Annotated in this window: 18 protein-coding genes; 6 read left to right on the forward strand and 12 right to left on the reverse strand. The window is 69.9% G+C overall.

Annotation, left to right across the window (positions count from 1 at the left end):
• Nucleotides 1-34: 34 nt before the first annotated feature.
• Complete coding sequence (locus tag ACYVF4_RS05610) at nt 35-742, reverse strand: DedA family protein (protein WP_460720558.1); 708 nt, start codon at nt 740-742, stop codon at nt 35-37.
• A gap of 97 nt (nt 743-839) precedes the next feature.
• On the opposite strand from ACYVF4_RS05610, the gene aspS reads away from it, so the two are divergent.
• Nucleotides 840-2,180: an aspartate--tRNA(Asn) ligase gene (gene aspS / locus ACYVF4_RS05615; RefSeq protein ID WP_460720560.1), complete on the forward strand. Its 1,341-nt coding sequence runs from the start codon at nt 840-842 to the stop codon at nt 2,178-2,180.
• Between the two features lie 3 nt (nt 2,181-2,183).
• Here aspS and ACYVF4_RS05620 read toward each other — a convergent pair whose 3' ends face one another.
• The 4 genes from ACYVF4_RS05620 to ACYVF4_RS05635 form a co-directional block, all read right to left on the reverse strand.
• Entirely contained in the window at nt 2,184-2,441 is a 258-nt protein-coding gene (locus tag ACYVF4_RS05620) for a glutaredoxin family protein (protein WP_460720562.1), read from the reverse strand.
• Between the two features lie 79 nt (nt 2,442-2,520).
• The gene (locus ACYVF4_RS05625) at nt 2,521-2,619 is read right to left on the reverse strand and encodes a 30S ribosomal protein bS22 (RefSeq protein ID WP_003792170.1); all 99 of its coding nucleotides are present in this window, start codon (nt 2,617-2,619) and stop codon (nt 2,521-2,523) included.
• A gap of 83 nt (nt 2,620-2,702) precedes the next feature.
• On the reverse strand, nt 2,703-2,894 hold the full coding sequence (locus ACYVF4_RS05630) for a helix-turn-helix domain-containing protein (RefSeq protein ID WP_019182077.1): 192 nt from the start codon (nt 2,892-2,894) through the stop codon (nt 2,703-2,705).
• A 94-nt stretch (nt 2,895-2,988) separates the two neighbouring features.
• Nucleotides 2,989-3,402, reverse strand: a complete 414-nt coding sequence (locus ACYVF4_RS05635; protein WP_460720564.1) for an ArsR/SmtB family transcription factor — start codon at nt 3,400-3,402, stop codon at nt 2,989-2,991.
• Between the two features lie 87 nt (nt 3,403-3,489).
• Here ACYVF4_RS05635 and ACYVF4_RS05640 point away from each other — a divergent pair, with 87 nt between their 5' ends.
• Both ACYVF4_RS05640 and ACYVF4_RS05645 read left to right on the forward strand, forming a co-directional pair.
• Nucleotides 3,490-4,911: a TrkH family potassium uptake protein gene (locus tag ACYVF4_RS05640; protein ID WP_460720770.1), complete on the forward strand. Its 1,422-nt coding sequence runs from the start codon at nt 3,490-3,492 to the stop codon at nt 4,909-4,911.
• Nucleotides 4,904-5,575, forward strand: coding sequence for a potassium channel family protein (locus tag ACYVF4_RS05645; RefSeq protein ID WP_460720566.1), 672 nt, complete (start codon nt 4,904-4,906; stop codon nt 5,573-5,575). The genes ACYVF4_RS05640 and ACYVF4_RS05645 overlap by 8 nt, the downstream gene beginning before the upstream one ends.
• Before the next feature lie 12 nt (nt 5,576-5,587).
• Here the strand turns inward: ACYVF4_RS05645 and ACYVF4_RS05650 are convergent, their stop codons facing one another.
• From ACYVF4_RS05650 to proC, 3 genes are read right to left on the reverse strand one after another with little or no spacing between them, the layout of a single operon-like run.
• Nucleotides 5,588-6,283, reverse strand: a complete 696-nt coding sequence (locus ACYVF4_RS05650) for a potassium channel family protein (protein ID WP_460720568.1) — start codon at nt 6,281-6,283, stop codon at nt 5,588-5,590.
• Nucleotides 6,276-7,646, reverse strand: coding sequence for a TrkH family potassium uptake protein (locus ACYVF4_RS05655; RefSeq protein ID WP_460720570.1), 1,371 nt, complete (start codon nt 7,644-7,646; stop codon nt 6,276-6,278). The genes ACYVF4_RS05650 and ACYVF4_RS05655 overlap by 8 nt, the downstream gene beginning before the upstream one ends.
• Nucleotides 7,647-7,690: 44 nt before the next feature.
• Nucleotides 7,691-8,533, reverse strand: coding sequence for a pyrroline-5-carboxylate reductase (gene proC, locus ACYVF4_RS05660; protein ID WP_460720572.1), 843 nt, complete (start codon nt 8,531-8,533; stop codon nt 7,691-7,693).
• A gap of 113 nt (nt 8,534-8,646) precedes the next feature.
• On the opposite strand from proC, the gene ACYVF4_RS05665 reads away from it, so the two are divergent.
• Both ACYVF4_RS05665 and ACYVF4_RS05670 read left to right on the forward strand, forming a co-directional pair.
• Entirely contained in the window at nt 8,647-9,759 is a 1,113-nt protein-coding gene (locus ACYVF4_RS05665) for an alpha/beta fold hydrolase (RefSeq protein ID WP_460720574.1), read from the forward strand.
• Between the two features lie 48 nt (nt 9,760-9,807).
• Nucleotides 9,808-10,773 (forward strand): cation diffusion facilitator family transporter, encoded by a 966-nt coding sequence (locus tag ACYVF4_RS05670; protein ID WP_460720576.1) that lies wholly within the window; start codon nt 9,808-9,810, stop codon nt 10,771-10,773.
• Nucleotides 10,774-10,785: 12 nt separating this feature from the next.
• Here the strand turns inward: ACYVF4_RS05670 and ACYVF4_RS05675 are convergent, their stop codons facing one another.
• Nucleotides 10,786-11,217 carry a nucleoside deaminase gene (locus tag ACYVF4_RS05675; protein WP_460720773.1) on the reverse strand — a complete coding sequence of 144 codons (432 nt, stop codon included), beginning with the start codon at nt 11,215-11,217 and terminating at the stop codon, nt 10,786-10,788.
• A 68-nt stretch (nt 11,218-11,285) separates the two neighbouring features.
• Here ACYVF4_RS05675 and upp point away from each other — a divergent pair, with 68 nt between their 5' ends.
• Nucleotides 11,286-11,918: a uracil phosphoribosyltransferase gene (upp, locus tag ACYVF4_RS05680; protein ID WP_460720578.1), complete on the forward strand. Its 633-nt coding sequence runs from the start codon at nt 11,286-11,288 to the stop codon at nt 11,916-11,918.
• Here the strand turns inward: upp and ACYVF4_RS05685 are convergent.
• From ACYVF4_RS05685 to ACYVF4_RS05695, 3 genes are all read right to left on the reverse strand, one after another.
• The gene (locus ACYVF4_RS05685; RefSeq protein WP_460720580.1) at nt 11,903-13,183 is read right to left on the reverse strand and encodes a type III PLP-dependent enzyme; all 1,281 of its coding nucleotides are present in this window, start codon (nt 13,181-13,183) and stop codon (nt 11,903-11,905) included. The genes upp and ACYVF4_RS05685 overlap by 16 nt on opposite strands.
• Nucleotides 13,180-13,683, reverse strand: a complete 504-nt coding sequence (locus ACYVF4_RS05690; RefSeq protein WP_460720582.1) for a hypothetical protein — start codon at nt 13,681-13,683, stop codon at nt 13,180-13,182. Before ACYVF4_RS05690 ends, ACYVF4_RS05685 begins: the two co-directional genes overlap by 4 nt.
• A 189-nt stretch (nt 13,684-13,872) precedes the next feature.
• On the reverse strand, nt 13,873-14,196 hold the full coding sequence (locus tag ACYVF4_RS05695) for a DUF3467 domain-containing protein (protein WP_460720584.1): 324 nt from the start codon (nt 14,194-14,196) through the stop codon (nt 13,873-13,875).

The raw sequence follows: 14,196 nt of genomic DNA on the forward strand, positions 1-14,196 counted from the left end.
TCTAAGTCGGGCGGTTCTGTGGGCGGGCTGAGCGTCAGTCGGCCGAGGTCCGGGCGAGCTCCCGGTCGTCCTCGTCCGCGCCCGGCTCGTCGGCCCGCCGCTCGCGCGCGGCGGCCACGAGCGCACGCGTGCGCGCCCAGACGAACCAGGCGACGCCGATCACGACACCGGCGATGACGAGGTACTGCAGGGCGTCGACGTAGGGCTCCACGACCGGCCAGGCCTCGCCCAGGAGGAAGCCGGCGAGCACGAAGATCGTGTTCCAGATGAGGCTGCCCGCCGTGGTGAGCAGACCGAAGCGCCACAGCGGCATGCGGGTGACGCCCGCGGGGATGGAGATGAGGCTCCGGAAGATCGGAACCATGCGGCCGAAGAAGACCGCCTTGCCGCCGTGCTTGTGGAACCACGCGACGGTGCGGTCGATGTCTTCCGGATGCAGCAGCGGGACGACGCCGGCGATGCGGCGCAGCCGCTCGACACCGAACCACGCCCCGATCGCGTATAGGAGGAAGGCTCCGACGACCGATCCCGCCGTGGTCCAGGCGAGCGCCTCGAGGAGCGTGAACGAGCCGCGGCTGGCGGCGAGACCCGCCATCGGCAGGACCACTTCGCTCGGCAGCGGCGGGAAGAGGTTCTCGAGGGCGATGGCGATCCCGGCGCCCGAGGGACCGATGACGTCCATGAGGGACACGGTCCAGTCCATGATGGCGCCCAGCCACGAGCCGTCGGTTGCGTCAGTCATCGCGGCAACGATAGGGCAGGCAGGTTACGGGAACCTGGACCGGACGACAGCAGGGCCTGTGAATCGCCTCCGAGGCGCACACGTAGACTTGGGCCCCGTGAGTGAACGCGTTCTCGTCAAGCAGCTTCAGGACCTCGCCGACGGCCCCGTGTCGGTGTCGGGATGGGTCGAGACCGTCCGTGATCAGAAGAAGGTGCAGTTCGTCATCCTGCGCGACGAGACCGGCGCGGTGCAGCTGGTCAATCCCGCCACGCGCCCGAGCGAGGACGGCGCCGAGCAGGACGCCGGTGCGCTGGCGCTCACCGAGACGATCTCGGGCCTGACCCACGGCACCTTCCTGACCGTGACGGGCATGCTCAAGCACGACGAGCGCGTGAAGCTCGGCGGCGTCGAGGTGAAGATCGGCACGCTTGACATCGCCGCCGCGGCTCTTCCCGAGACGCCCATCGCGGCCGACAGCGGGCTGGACAAGCGCATGGACTGGCGGTTCCTCGACCTGCGCCAGCGCCGCAACAACCTGATCTTCCGCGTGCAGACCACGCTCGAGCACGCGATGCGCAGCTACTGGATCGAGCGCGACTACATCGAGGTGCACTCCCCGAAGCTCATGGCGTCGGCATCCGAGTCCAACGCCGAGCTGTTCTCGCTGGAGTACTTCGACGACCAGACCGCGTACCTCGCCCAGAGCCCGCAGTTCTTCAAGCAGATGGCGCAGGTCGCCGGGTTCGGCAAGATCTTCGAGATCGCCCCCGCCTTCCGCGCCGACCCGTCGTTCACCAGCCGGCACGCGACGGAGTTCACCTCGATCGACGCCGAGATCAGCTGGATCGACTCGCACGAAGACGTCGCGGCGATGCAGGAAGAGCTGCTGGCCACCGCCATCCAGGCGGTCAAGGACAAGCACGGCGCCGAGATCCAGGAGCTGTTCGGCTTCGAGGTCGTCGTGCCGAGCGTGCCGTTCCCCCGCATCCCGCTCGCCGAGGCGCGCGAGATCGTCAAGGCCCGCGGGTACGAGATCCCCCGCACCGACGGCGACCTCGACCCCGAGGGCGAGCGCCAGATCGCCGCCCACGTCGAAGAGACCTACGGCCACCAGTTCGTGTTCATCACGGACTACCACCCCGAGATCCGCGCGTTCTACCACATGCGCGACCCCGAGACGGGGCTGACGAAGTCCTACGACCTGCTCTTCAAGGGCGTGGAGATCACCACCGGAGCTCAGCGCGAACACCGGGTGGACGTCCTCGTCGAGCAGGCCAGGGAGAAGGGCCTGGAGCCCGAGCACCTGGACTTCTACTTCGACTTCTTCCGGTACGGCGCCCCGCCCCACGGCGGCTTCGGCATGGGGCTGGCCCGCGTGCTCATGCTGCTGCTGGGCGAGTCCTCGATCCGCGAGGTGACCTACCTCTTCCGCGGACCCACGCGCCTGGCTCCCTGACGCTCAGCGCGCGGCGTCGTCCAGCGCCGCGCGCAGCCGGTCGGGCGAGACGCGCCAGTGGGCGTGGAACGCGCCGTCGACGAGCACCACCGGGATCTTCTCCCACCACTGCGCGTAGAGGGCGGGGTCGTCCTGGATCGAGCGCTCCTCGACGTCGACGACGGCATCCTCGGGCAGATCGGCGACGACCTGGTCGACCACCTCGCGCGCGACGTCGCACAGGTGGCAGCCGTCCTTGCCGATGAGGGTGATCGTGGTCACCCGACGAGTGTACGCGGACAACACGAAGCGCCCCCGGTCGACCGTTCTCGGGTCGGGGGCGCTCGGTGTCGTTCGCCGCTTACTTCTTGTTGCGGCGCTGGTGGCGAGTCTTGCGAAGCAGCTTGCGGTGCTTCTTCTTCGCCATGCGCTTGCGGCGCTTCTTGATGACAGAACCCACGGAAAACCTCACTATGTCAGGGGTCTGGACGCGTCTCGTGCGCGCCCGGGATCGGGCAGATGCGAAAAATGCCTCGGGACAGTCTAGCCGACGTCGGCGATAGGCCGTTGCAGGGCCTCGGTGACGGCGGATTCGGGCACGCGGTAGCTGCGGCCGAAGCGGACCGCGGGCAGTTCTCCCGAGTGCACGAGGCGATAGACCGTCATCTTCGACACGCGCATGAGCTCGGCGACTTCGGCGACGGTCAGGAAGCGCACATCGGGCAGTTCCGCCATGTCGATCCCTTCCCCAGAGGTAGTGACCACACTCTAGGGGTTCGCGGGGACACGTGTAAACCGGCGTGACTCATGTGACGGGAGGGACCCGTCGTCAGCGGCCGGGGAACTTCTTCAGTGCGGTCTCGAGCGCGTGCTTGGCGGATGCCGCGGCACGGCCCACCACGTCGGCCGCATGGGCCGCGGAGTCCGGCAGCGAGATGGCGGCGGCATCCGTCTCGGACGCCCCCTCGCCCTCGCCGAGGAAGGGCACCAGCCAATCGTCGACCTCGTCCAGCGGGCCCGCCGAGAGGGTGTAGTAGCGGTGCTGTCCCTCTTCGCGCACCGACACCAGGTGCGCCTCGCGCAGCACCTTGAGGTGCTTCGAGACGGTGGGCTGGCTCGCCCCCAGCTCCTGCACGATGTGGGACACACTCGTGCCGCGCTCCCCGGCGGATGATCGGTCCAGCAGGAGTCGGAGGATGTCGCGCCTCGTGCCGTCCGCGATCACGTCGAAGATGTCCGCCATAGGGTCAGAGTAGTCGGGCTCCCGCCGGAGTACCATGAGGGCCGGAATCGGGCTGAGAAGGAGCGGTGCATGGGCGCGCGCACCACGATGACGCGCCGGCGGAAGCTCCGGGAGGCTGCTCGTCGCACGTCGGATTTCCTGCGCGACTTCGCCACGTCGTCGCCCGCGCGCTTCGCGATCCTGGTGTTCTCGTCGCTGATCCTGATCTTCACCGCACTGCTGTCACTGCCCGTTGCCGCTGCGGACGGCGAGGTGACGCCGCTGGCGGACGCCCTCTTCACAGCCGTGTCGACGATCTGCGTGACCGGCCTCATCACCGTCGACACCGCCACGCACTGGTCGGCCGCCGGCAAGGCGATCATCTTCATCGGCGTGAACATCGGCGGGATGGGCGTGCTGACCCTCGCGTCGATCCTCGGGCTCATCATCTCCAAGCGGCTGGGCCTGCGCGCCAAGCTCATCGCCGCAGGCGACTCCAACCCGCTCCGCGTGCACGGCGGGCCCGTCAACGAGGGCCAGACGGTGCGGCTGGGCGAGGTCGGACCCCTGCTGCGGACGGTCGCGCTGTCGACGCTGGTGATCGAGGCGGGCATCGCGCTGCTGCTGTACCCCTCCCTGGTGTGGGCGGGCATCTCGCCGATCGACGCGCTGTGGGAGGCCCCCTTCTATGCGGCGATGGCCTTCACCAACACCGGCTTCACCCCCAACCCCGGGGGGCTCGAGCCGTTCGCCGACGACTACTTCCTGCTGACGGTGCTGATGGCCGGGGTGTTCCTCGGCAGCATCGGCTTCCCCGTCATCTACTCGCTGTCGCGGCACGTGTGGCACGTGGGACGCTGGTCGCTGCACACCAAGCTCACGCTCATCGCCACGGTCATCCTCTTCCTCGCCGGGGCGGTGGCCTTCCTCGGCCTGGAGTACGGCAACCCCGGCACGTTCGGGTCGATGGACGCGTGGGACACGACGTTCCAGGCGTTCTTCCTCTCGGCCATGACGCGCTCGGGCGGCTTCGCGGTCGTCGACATCGGCGAACTCCACGGCTCCTCCCTCGTCGTCGGCTCGATGCTGATGTTCGTCGGCGGCGGCTCGGCCTCCACCGCCGGCGGCATCAAGGTGACGACCCTGGCCGTGCTGGCCCTCGCGGTGTGGTCCGAGGCGAAGGGCCGCACGTCCGTCGAGGCCTTCGGCCGCCGCATCCCCAGCGACGTCCAGCGCGTGGCGCTGTCGGTCGTGGCGTGGGGAGCGACGATCGTGGCGCTGTCCACGATCACGATCGCCCAGCTCACGCAGGCGCCCATCGCCGACGTGCTGTTCGACGTCATCTCGGCCTTCGGAACGGTGGGGCTGTCGACCGGGCTGACCGAAGCGCTCCCCGACCACGCCGTGTACGTCATGGCGGCGACGATCTTCATGGGGCGCATTGGTACAGTGACTCTCGCCGCGGCGGTGGCCGCGACGTCCCGATCGCAGCTCTACTCGCTGCCCGTGGAAAGGCCGATCGTTGGTTGAGCGGATCCGAAGCGACGCCCCGGTCCTGGTGATCGGGCTGGGACGGTTCGGCGCAGCCTGCGCCGGCGAACTCGACCGGCTCGATCGCGAAGTGCTCGCGATCGACGAGAGCCTGGACCTCGTCCAGAAATGGTCGGAGCGGGTGACGCACACCGTGCAGGCCGACGCCCGCAACATCGAGGCGCTCAAGCAGGTCGGCGCGCAGGAGTTCCAGGTGGCCGTCGTCGCCGTGGGCTCGTCCATCGAGGCGTCCGTGCTGATCACGGCGAACCTCGTCGACCTCAAGGTCCCGCAGATCTGGGCGAAGGCGGTCTCGCAGTCGCACGGCAAGATCCTCGCCCGCGTGGGCGCGAACCACGTGATCTACCCCGAGCGCGAGGCGGGCGAGCGCGTCGCGCACCTGGTCAGCGGACGGATGCTGGACTTCATCCGCTTCGACGACGACTTCGTCCTGGCGAAGATGTACCCGCCGAAGTTCATCCGCGGGGTCGGGCTGAACGAATCCGGCGTCCGATCGAAGTACAACGTCACCGTCGTCGGCGTGAAGAGCCCGGGCAAGCCCTTCCGCTACGCCGAGGCGAACACGGTGGTCACCAACCACGACCTCATCATCGTGTCGGGGACGAACTCCGACATCGAGCGCTTCGCCGCCCTCGACCGCTGAGTCGCTGAGTCCTCAGCGCAGCTGCGCGAAGGCCTCGACCTTCTGCGTCGGCCCCACGATCACGATGCGGTCCCCTTCCGAGAGGACCGTGGCGTTGTCGGCGTTGTGCCACGGCGCCTCACCCGACTTCACCGCCGCGACGGTGATCCCGTGCTTCTGCCGGATGCCGGTCTGCCCGAGCGGGATGCCGCGCACCGAGGTGGGCGCCGCGATCTTGGCCAGCGAGTACCCCTCCTCGATCTCGAGGTAGTCCATCGCCGCGCCGCGGACGAGGTGGGCGACCCGCCGGCCCATCGTCCGCTCGGGGTAGATCACGTGGTGCACGCCGAGCTGCTCGAGGATGCGTCCGTGCTGCTCGTTCTCGGCCTTGGCCCAGATCACCGGCACCTGGAGCTGCAGCAGGATCGAGCACGTGAGGATCGACGCCTGGACGTCGTGGCCGATGGCGACCACGACTCGATCGAACTGGTCGACCGCGAGCTGGCGCAGCACCTCCTCCTTGGTGGAGTCGCCGCGGACGACCTGCGTGAGCACGCCGTTGAAGGACTGCACCAGGTCCTCGCTCATGTCGATGCCGAGCACCTCGGTGCCGCTGGCCATGAGCTCTTCGGCGAGCGCGCTGCCGAACCGGCCGAGACCGATGACCGCGACGGAGTCCGCCTCGGCGATGCGGCGCGACTGGTCGGCGAACAGGGTGAACCTAGCCAATGGCGGGCCTTTCCTTGGGGTATTCGTACAGGATCCGACGCTCGCGGAGCGCGAGGGCGGACCCGAGCGTGAGCGGGCCGATGCGGCCGAGGAACATCAGCACGACGAGGATCATCTCGGCCGCCGGCGGAAGCTCGTCCGTGATCCCGGTCGACAGGCCGACGGTGCCGAAGGCCGAGACCGCCTCGAACAGCACGCGATCGAATGGCATCCCGGTGATGACCATCAGGGCGATCACCGCGGTCATGATGGCGCCGATCGCGACGAGGACCACCGCGATCGCCTGGCGGTGTACGGCGCGTGAGAGCCGCTTGCCGAAGATGTTCACGGCGCCCTCCCCGCGCAGCTCGGTGAGCAGGATGAAGAACAGCACCGCGAAGGTGGTCAGTTTGATGCCGCCGGCGGTGCCGGCGGGTCCGCCGCCGATGAACATGAGCACGTCCATGCCCACCCACGTCTCGTCGTGCATGAGGCCGATGTCGACGGAGTTGAACCCGGCGGTGCGCGTCTGAACCGAGTGGAAGAAGCCGATGAGCAGTCGCGTGGCGGGGTCGTCGTAGGCGCCGAGAGTGCCGGGGTTGTTCCACTCGAGAGCGGTGATGTACACCGTGCCGACGATGAGCAGCACCGCGGTACCCGACAGAACCAGACGGGTGTTCATCGTCCAGTGCAGTGGTCGCCGCCACTCGCGCCGCAGCTGCATGATGACGGGGAATCCGAGGCCGCCGAGGATGATGGCGGCGCAGATGGGCAGGCAGATCCACGGGTCGGCGGCGAAAGGGATCAGGTTGTCGCTGTACAGCGCGAACCCGGCGTTGTTGAACGAGGACACCGCGTGGAAGAGGCCGTGCCAGGCGGCCTTGCCCAGCTCGTACCCGTACCCGAACCGGAACCGGAAGGCGAGCAGCACGAAGACGACGGCTTCGAAGCCCAGCGAGATGAGGACGATGCTGCGGATGACGCGGCGGACGTCCTCTCGTCCGATCGCGTTGGTCTCGGCCGCGGCGTTCAGCCGCGACCTCACGCTCAGGCGCCGCGCGAGGAGCACGCCGATCAGCGACGCGACGATCATGATCCCCAGTCCGCCGATCTGGATGAGCACCATGATCACGGCGAGCCCGAAGCCGCTCCAGTGCGTGGCGGTGTCGAGGGTGACCAGCCCCGTCACGCACACCGCCGAGGTGGAGGTGAACAGCGCGTCGTCGAAGTCGGTCAGCTCGCCGGTCGCCGACGAGATGGGGAGGGTCAGCAGCAGCGCACCGAGCATGACGACCGAGGCGAACCCGACGACCACCACCTGGGCGGGATGCAGACGCTGCACAGCGCGGCGACGCCGCGTGCGCGCGACATCGCGTATGAGCACGAACGAGAAGCGTACGCCTTCGGCGCGCTCGCGCAAGGGGTGCGTCAGTCGATGTCGGCGGCGAGCTCCCGGGCGCGGGCGAGCGCCGCGTCCGTGGCGCGGCCGAACACGTCGTCCAGTCGCGCCTGCTGCAGCACCTCGACGGCCCGCTCGGTCGTGCCCTTGGGACTCGTGACGCGTCGGCGCAGTTCGGCGGGTTCGACATCGGATGCCGCCAGCAGCGCTCCCGCGCCGATGAAGGTCTGCTCCGCCATCCGCCGGGCGTGCTCGCGCGAGAAGCCCTTCGCCTCGGCGGCACGCGTGAGCTCCTCGACGAGGAGGAAGAAGTAGGCCGGGCCCGAGCCCGAGATCGTCGACAGCGGATCGATCTGCGACTCGGGCACTTCGATGACCTCACCGACCGTCTCGAACAGGCGGCGGACGGTGGCCATGGTCGACGCGTCCGCGCGCATTCCCGCCGCGAGCCCGGTCAGCCCCTTCCCCACCGTGGCGGGGGTGTTCGGCATCGAGCGCACGACGATCGCGTCGGGGCCGAGGATGCGCTCGAAGGTCGCGATGGTCACGCCGGCCGCGAGGCTCACCACGATCGCATCCGGGGCGAGGACCGGGGCGATCTCGCGCAGCAGATCCGGAACCATGGCGGGCTTCACGCCGATGAGGACGATCCCGGCGCGCGACGCGGCCTGGACGTTCGCGTCGGCATCCCGCTCGAGCGCGTAACTGGTGACCCCCGGCAGCGTCGCCAGCTCATCCGCCTTGGCCGCCGAGCGGTTGGTCACCGCGATGTCGGCACCCTCGCCCGACGCATGGAGGCCGCGCAGGATCGCCCCTCCCATCGATCCGGCGCCGAGGAATGCGATGGCGGGTAGATCGTCGTGAGAAGCCATGCCGTCATCCTAGAGAACCGGCCGACCTGACGATGGGTTCACGTTGCGCGCGCGACTATCATCGAGTCAGCGCCGTCGCTCCTGCCCCGGCGCGGAACGTGGAGGTTTCGGCCATGACCCTGTTCGACGGCATCACCCAGCGAGTCATCGACACGCCTCGCCTCGCGGTGAACATCCTCGAGCGCGTCGGCGATGACGCCGACACCCCCGTCGATCGGACCGTCGTCCTCATCCACGGCAACGTCTCGTCGTCGCTGTTCTGGCAGGAGATCATGCAGGATCTCCCCTCGGACCTGCGGGTCATCGCGATCGACCTGCGGGGCTTCGGCGGCACGGAGCACTCCCCCATCGACGCGACCCGCGGAGTGCGCGACTTCAGCGACGACGTGTTCGCCACCCTCGAGGCGCTCGGCATCCCGACCGCGCACTTCGTGGGCTGGTCGATGGGCGGCGGCGTGGTGATGCAGTACGCCCTCGACCACCCGGTGCTGAGCATGACCCTGCAGGCCCCGGTGTCGCCCTACGGCTTCGGCGGAACCCGCCGCGACGGGTCCCGCGTCAGCGTCGTGGATGCCGGATGCGGCGGCGGCGGCGCGAACCCCGACTTCGTCCAGCGGCTCAACGACGGCGACACCACCGACGACGCGCCGACATCGCCGCGCAGCGTCTTCCGCTCGGGCTACGTCGCTCAGGACTACACCACCGACCACGAGGACGTGTGGGTCGCCTCGATGCTGACGACCTCGACCGCCACGGGCAACTACCCGGGCGACTCGGTCGCCACCGAGCAGTGGCCCGGCTTCGGCGCCGGCGGCATCGGCGTCCTCAACACGATGGCCCCCCGTCACTTCGACGTGTCGGGCATCGTCGACCTCGCCGACAAGCCGCCGGTGCTGTGGATCCACGGCACCGCCGACGCCATCGTCTCGGACGCGTCCTTCTTCGACCTCAACCACCTGGGCGCGCTCGGCATCGTGCCCGGCTGGCCGGGTGCCGACGTCGCCCCCGCCCAGCAGATGGTGTCCCAGACGCGCGACGTCCTCGAGGCGTACCGCGCGGGCGGCGGCGCCGTCACCGAGGTCGAGCTCGAGGGCGTCGGCCACTCGCCGCACCTGGAGCGCCCGGCCGTCTTCCGCCACGCGCTGCTCGAGCGGATCGGCTACATCGGCCACGCGCAGGACCCCGCCCCGCCCACCGAAGCGATCATCCTCCGCTCCGCGGACTGAGCGTCAACCCCCGCGCGCGATCGCCGCGGCATCCATAGAATCGCGCCCATGAGTGCTTCCGGCGGCGGCAAGGCGATCATCGCCGCATTCCTGGCGAACATGGGCATCGCGCTGGCCAAGTTCGTGGCGTGGTTCATCTCGGGGTCGGCGTCGATGCTCGCCGAGGCCATCCACTCGGTCGCCGACTCGGGCAATCAGCTGCTGCTGCTGCTCGGCGGCCGCAAGGCCAGGCGGCAGGCGGACCGTGAGCACCCGTTCGGCTACGGCCGCGAGCGGTACGTGTACGCCTTCGTGGTGGCGATCATCCTGTTCTCGGTGGGCGGCCTGTTCTCGATCTACGAGGGCATCGACAAGCTCCGCCATCCCCATGAGCTCACCAACGCCTGGCTGCCCCTCACCGTCCTCGTGGTGGCGATCGTGCTGGAGTCCTTCTCGCTGCGCACCGCGATCCGCGAGAGCAACCTGGTGCGCGAGAAGGGCCAGTCCTGGGTGTCCTTCGTCCGCCGGGCCAAGGCCCCGGAGCTGCCCGTCGTGCTGCTCGAGGACATCGCGGCCCTCACCGGCCTCGTCTTCGCCCTGTTCGGCGTCGGCCTCACGGCGATGTCCGGCGATCCGGTGTTCGACGCGATCGGGACGCTCATGATCGGCGCGCTGCTGATCGTCGTCGCGATCATCCTCGGCATCGAGACCAAGAGCCTGCTCGTCGGCGAGGGGGCGACCGAGGCCGACCACCGCCGGATCGTGCAGGCCATCCAGGACGGCCCCGAGGTCGGCCGGATCATCCACATCAAGACCCTCTACCTCGGCCCCGACGAGCTGCTGGTCGCGGCGAAGGTGTCCTTTCCGCCGCAGGCGAGCTTCGCCGACGTCGCCCGTGCGATCGACGTCGTCGAGCACCGGGTGCGGACGGCGGTGCCCGCCGCCCGCGTCATCTACGTCGAGCCGGACGTGCACCGCGCGGGCGATGACCCGCAGCCGGCGACCGAGCAGTTCGTCATCCGCTCGGCGGACTGACCCGGCATCCGCTCACCGTCTCGGGGCGAAGAACTCCTGCAGCAGGGCGGTCGACTGCCCCGCCTCGACGCCTCCGACCACCTCGGCGCGCACCGGCAGCCGGCGGTCGCGGACGACGTCGTACATCGAGCCCGCGGCTCCCGCCTTGTCGTCCCACGCGCCGAAGACGAGACGCGAGATGCGGGCCTGCAGCACGGCTCCGGCGCACATGACGCACGGCTCGAGGGTGACCACGAGCGTGCAGCCCTCAAGATTCCAGGTCCCGTTCCGCGCCGCCGCGGCCCGCAGGGCCACGATCTCGGCGTGCCCGGTGGGGTCGTGCTCGACCTCGCGGACGTTGCGCCCCTCGCCGATGACCCGGCCCGCGGAATCCATCACCACAGCGCCGACGGGGACATCGCCCGCGGCGGCGGCCTCGCGGGCGAGCTCGAGGGCGCGCGCCATGCCGGCGGCATCGTGCGGAGCGACGTTCACCCCACGAGCGTAGGACGCCGGCGACTACTCTTGGGCGTATGCGCCTGCACGTCGCCGACCATCCCCTCATCACCCACAAGCTCACCGTCCTGCGGGACGAGCGCACGACCTCGCCGGTGTTCCGGCAGCTGACCGAGGAGCTCGTCACGCTGCTCGCGTACGAGGCCACCCGGTCGGTGCGGGTGTCTCCGATCACGATCCAGACGCCGGTCACCCAGACGACGGGCGTGAAGATCAGCGAACCCCGCCCCCTCGTCGTGCCGATCCTGCGCGCCGGGCTCGGGATGCTGGAGGGCATGGTGAAGCTGATCCCCACCGCCGAGGTCGGATTCCTCGGGATGGTCCGCAACGAAGAGACGCTCGAGCCCTCGACGTACGCCGAGCGCCTGCCCGACGACCTCAGCGACCGCCAGTGCTTCGTGCTGGACCCCATGCTCGCCACCGGCGGATCGCTGGGAGCGGCGATCGACTTCCTCTTCGCCCGCGGCGCGCAGGATGTCACGGCCATCTGCCTGCTGGGCGCGCCCGAGGGCGTCGCCGCGATCGAGAAGCAGATCGGCGACCGCGACGTCACGCTCGTCCTGGGCGCCATGGACGAGCGGCTCAACGAGAAGGGCTACATCGTCCCGGGGCTCGGCGACGCCGGCGATCGGCTCTACGGCACCGTCTGAGGCTCGGGCTCGTTCCGCGCCGGGATCGGCGCGGTGACCAGCCCTCTCGACACCACCGCGACGGGCGTGCGGGCCCGGCCGTTGAACCCCGTGGCGGTGACCGCGGTGTAGGCCCCCATCGTGGGGCTCACCAGCAGGTCGCCGATCCGCAGCTCCGGCAGCAGCGCCTCGCGCGCGATCACGTCCGACGAGTCGCACGTGGGTCCGGCGAGCGTCGCCCAGCGGTGGGAGGCGGCATCCGTTTGGTCCCCCAGCTCGTCGACGGCGTAGACCGGCGGGTGCACGTCCTCGGTCATCACGTTGGAGTAGGACCCGTACAGCCCGTCGTCGAGGTAGTACCACCGGCCGTCGGCGCGCTCGGCGATCCCCACCACGCTCGTGACGAGCGCGGCGGCCTCGGCCACCAGGATGCGGCCGGGCTCGGCGAGGATCTCGAAACGCCCACGCACCGCGTCGAGGGCGGGATGCAGCATCCGGCAGATCTGCTCGATCGACGCCACATCGGTGTCGTAGGCGACGGGGAAGCCGCCGCCGATGTCGATGACCTCGAAGCGGACGCCGAGCTCGCCCTCCAGCCGCGTCATCAGCGCGAGGGTGTCGTCGACCGCGTCGGCGAAGCGCTGCGGGTCGTCGAGCTGGCTGCCCACGTGGAAGCTGAAGCCGGCGATCCGGATGCCGCGGGCCACGGCCGCGCGGACGAGCTGTTCCGCCTCGTGGGCGCCCACCCCGAACTTGCTCGAGAGGTCGCTCTTGGCGTGCGGGCTGCGGTACGCGAGGCGGACGAGCAGACGCGTGTCGCGAGGCGATCCGTCGAACTTGGCCAGCTCGGCGGCGTTGTCCACGACGAACGTGCGGACCCCCTCCTCGAGTGCGGCGACGATCTCGGCCGGCTTCTTGATCGGATGCGTGTGGATGACCCGCGACGGCTCCACGGCGCGGGCGCGCAGCAGGGCGAGCTCCTCGATCGTGGCCACGTCGAACCCGCAGCCGGCGCGCTCCAGCACGTCGAGCACCGCCGGGTGGTCGAGGGCCTTGACGGCGTAGTGGAACCGGACGAACGGCAGGGCGCGGCGCAGCCGCCGGTACTGGCGTTCGACGACGGCCGGATCGAGCAGCAGCAGCGGGGTCCCGTGCAGCGCGATCGCCGCGCGGGCGGCGTCGCCGGCGAGGGTCGCGCGCAGTTCCGCGCGACGGAGCTCGATGACGTGGGAGTGGCACGTCGTGGTCTTCACCGCCACGGTGCCCATCACGTCGGCGATGCTCATGACGCCCCCTCGATGACGCGCGGGCGCGATACCCGCAGGCCGGTCCGCTCGGTGACCGTGAAGGCGCCCGCCGCCACGGCGTAGAAGACGAGGTCGGCGACCACCTTGCCCGCCAGCAGTCCCCACAGCGGATCGGCGAGCAGCCACACCCCCGCCATCAGCGCCGCGGGGCGGATGAGGAGGGTGTCCAGGATCTCTGCGGCGCCGAACTCCGCGGCCAGCAGCAGCGCGGTGCGGGTGGCTGCGGCGCGCGCCGACCGGCGCACGCGCGCCTGCTCGGTGTAGATGGTCACGCACAGCACGGCGTAGAAGCCGAGGGTCTCGCCGGCGAGGGCGGCGAGGGCGATCAGCGCCGCCGAGTCCGTCCACGCGGTGACGGCGATGCCGGCCAGGATCATGCCGGCGGTCCCGATGATCTCGGCGGGGAGGTAGCGGCGGACCCAGAAGTCCACGCTCCTGCGGCGGTGGGCGTCCCCCGCCGCGATGTCGCCTGCGCTCATCGGCCTCTCCCTTCCATGGGAAAGGAGGAGGGGCGGGGCTGTCAGATACACCGGGCGCAGGAGAGGGAAAGACGGTGCGGCGCCCGCCCCTCGCCGAACGAGCACCGCACCCGCGTCTGACGACGCCCGGCCAGGGTATGCGCGCTCACCGGGCCGCGCCCACGGGGTTGACAGCGCCGGAGCGGACCGTTATTCGTCCTCGAGCGGCGTGGTCGGAGGGTTCCGACGGCCCGTCTCGCGCTCCCAGAACTCGAGCTGCTGGGTCAGCGCCTTGGCGAGCTCGAAAACCTGCTCCGGTGGGATGCGGATGCGGCTCACGACCCGCGCGGGCACCAGCGTCCGATGCTCGCCCGTCTCGGGGTCGACGTGATCGGACGGCGGCTTGGCCAGGGTCAGGAAATCCATCACGAAGACCGTCGGGGTGTGCCACACGTTGGCGAAGTCGGCGTACGCGCCGCCGATGAGCTCGGGCGGCAGATCGATCTCGAACTGTCGCGGTGCCTCTTCGGACAT

The sequence above is a fragment of the Microbacterium aureliae genome (genome assembly GCF_054780155.1).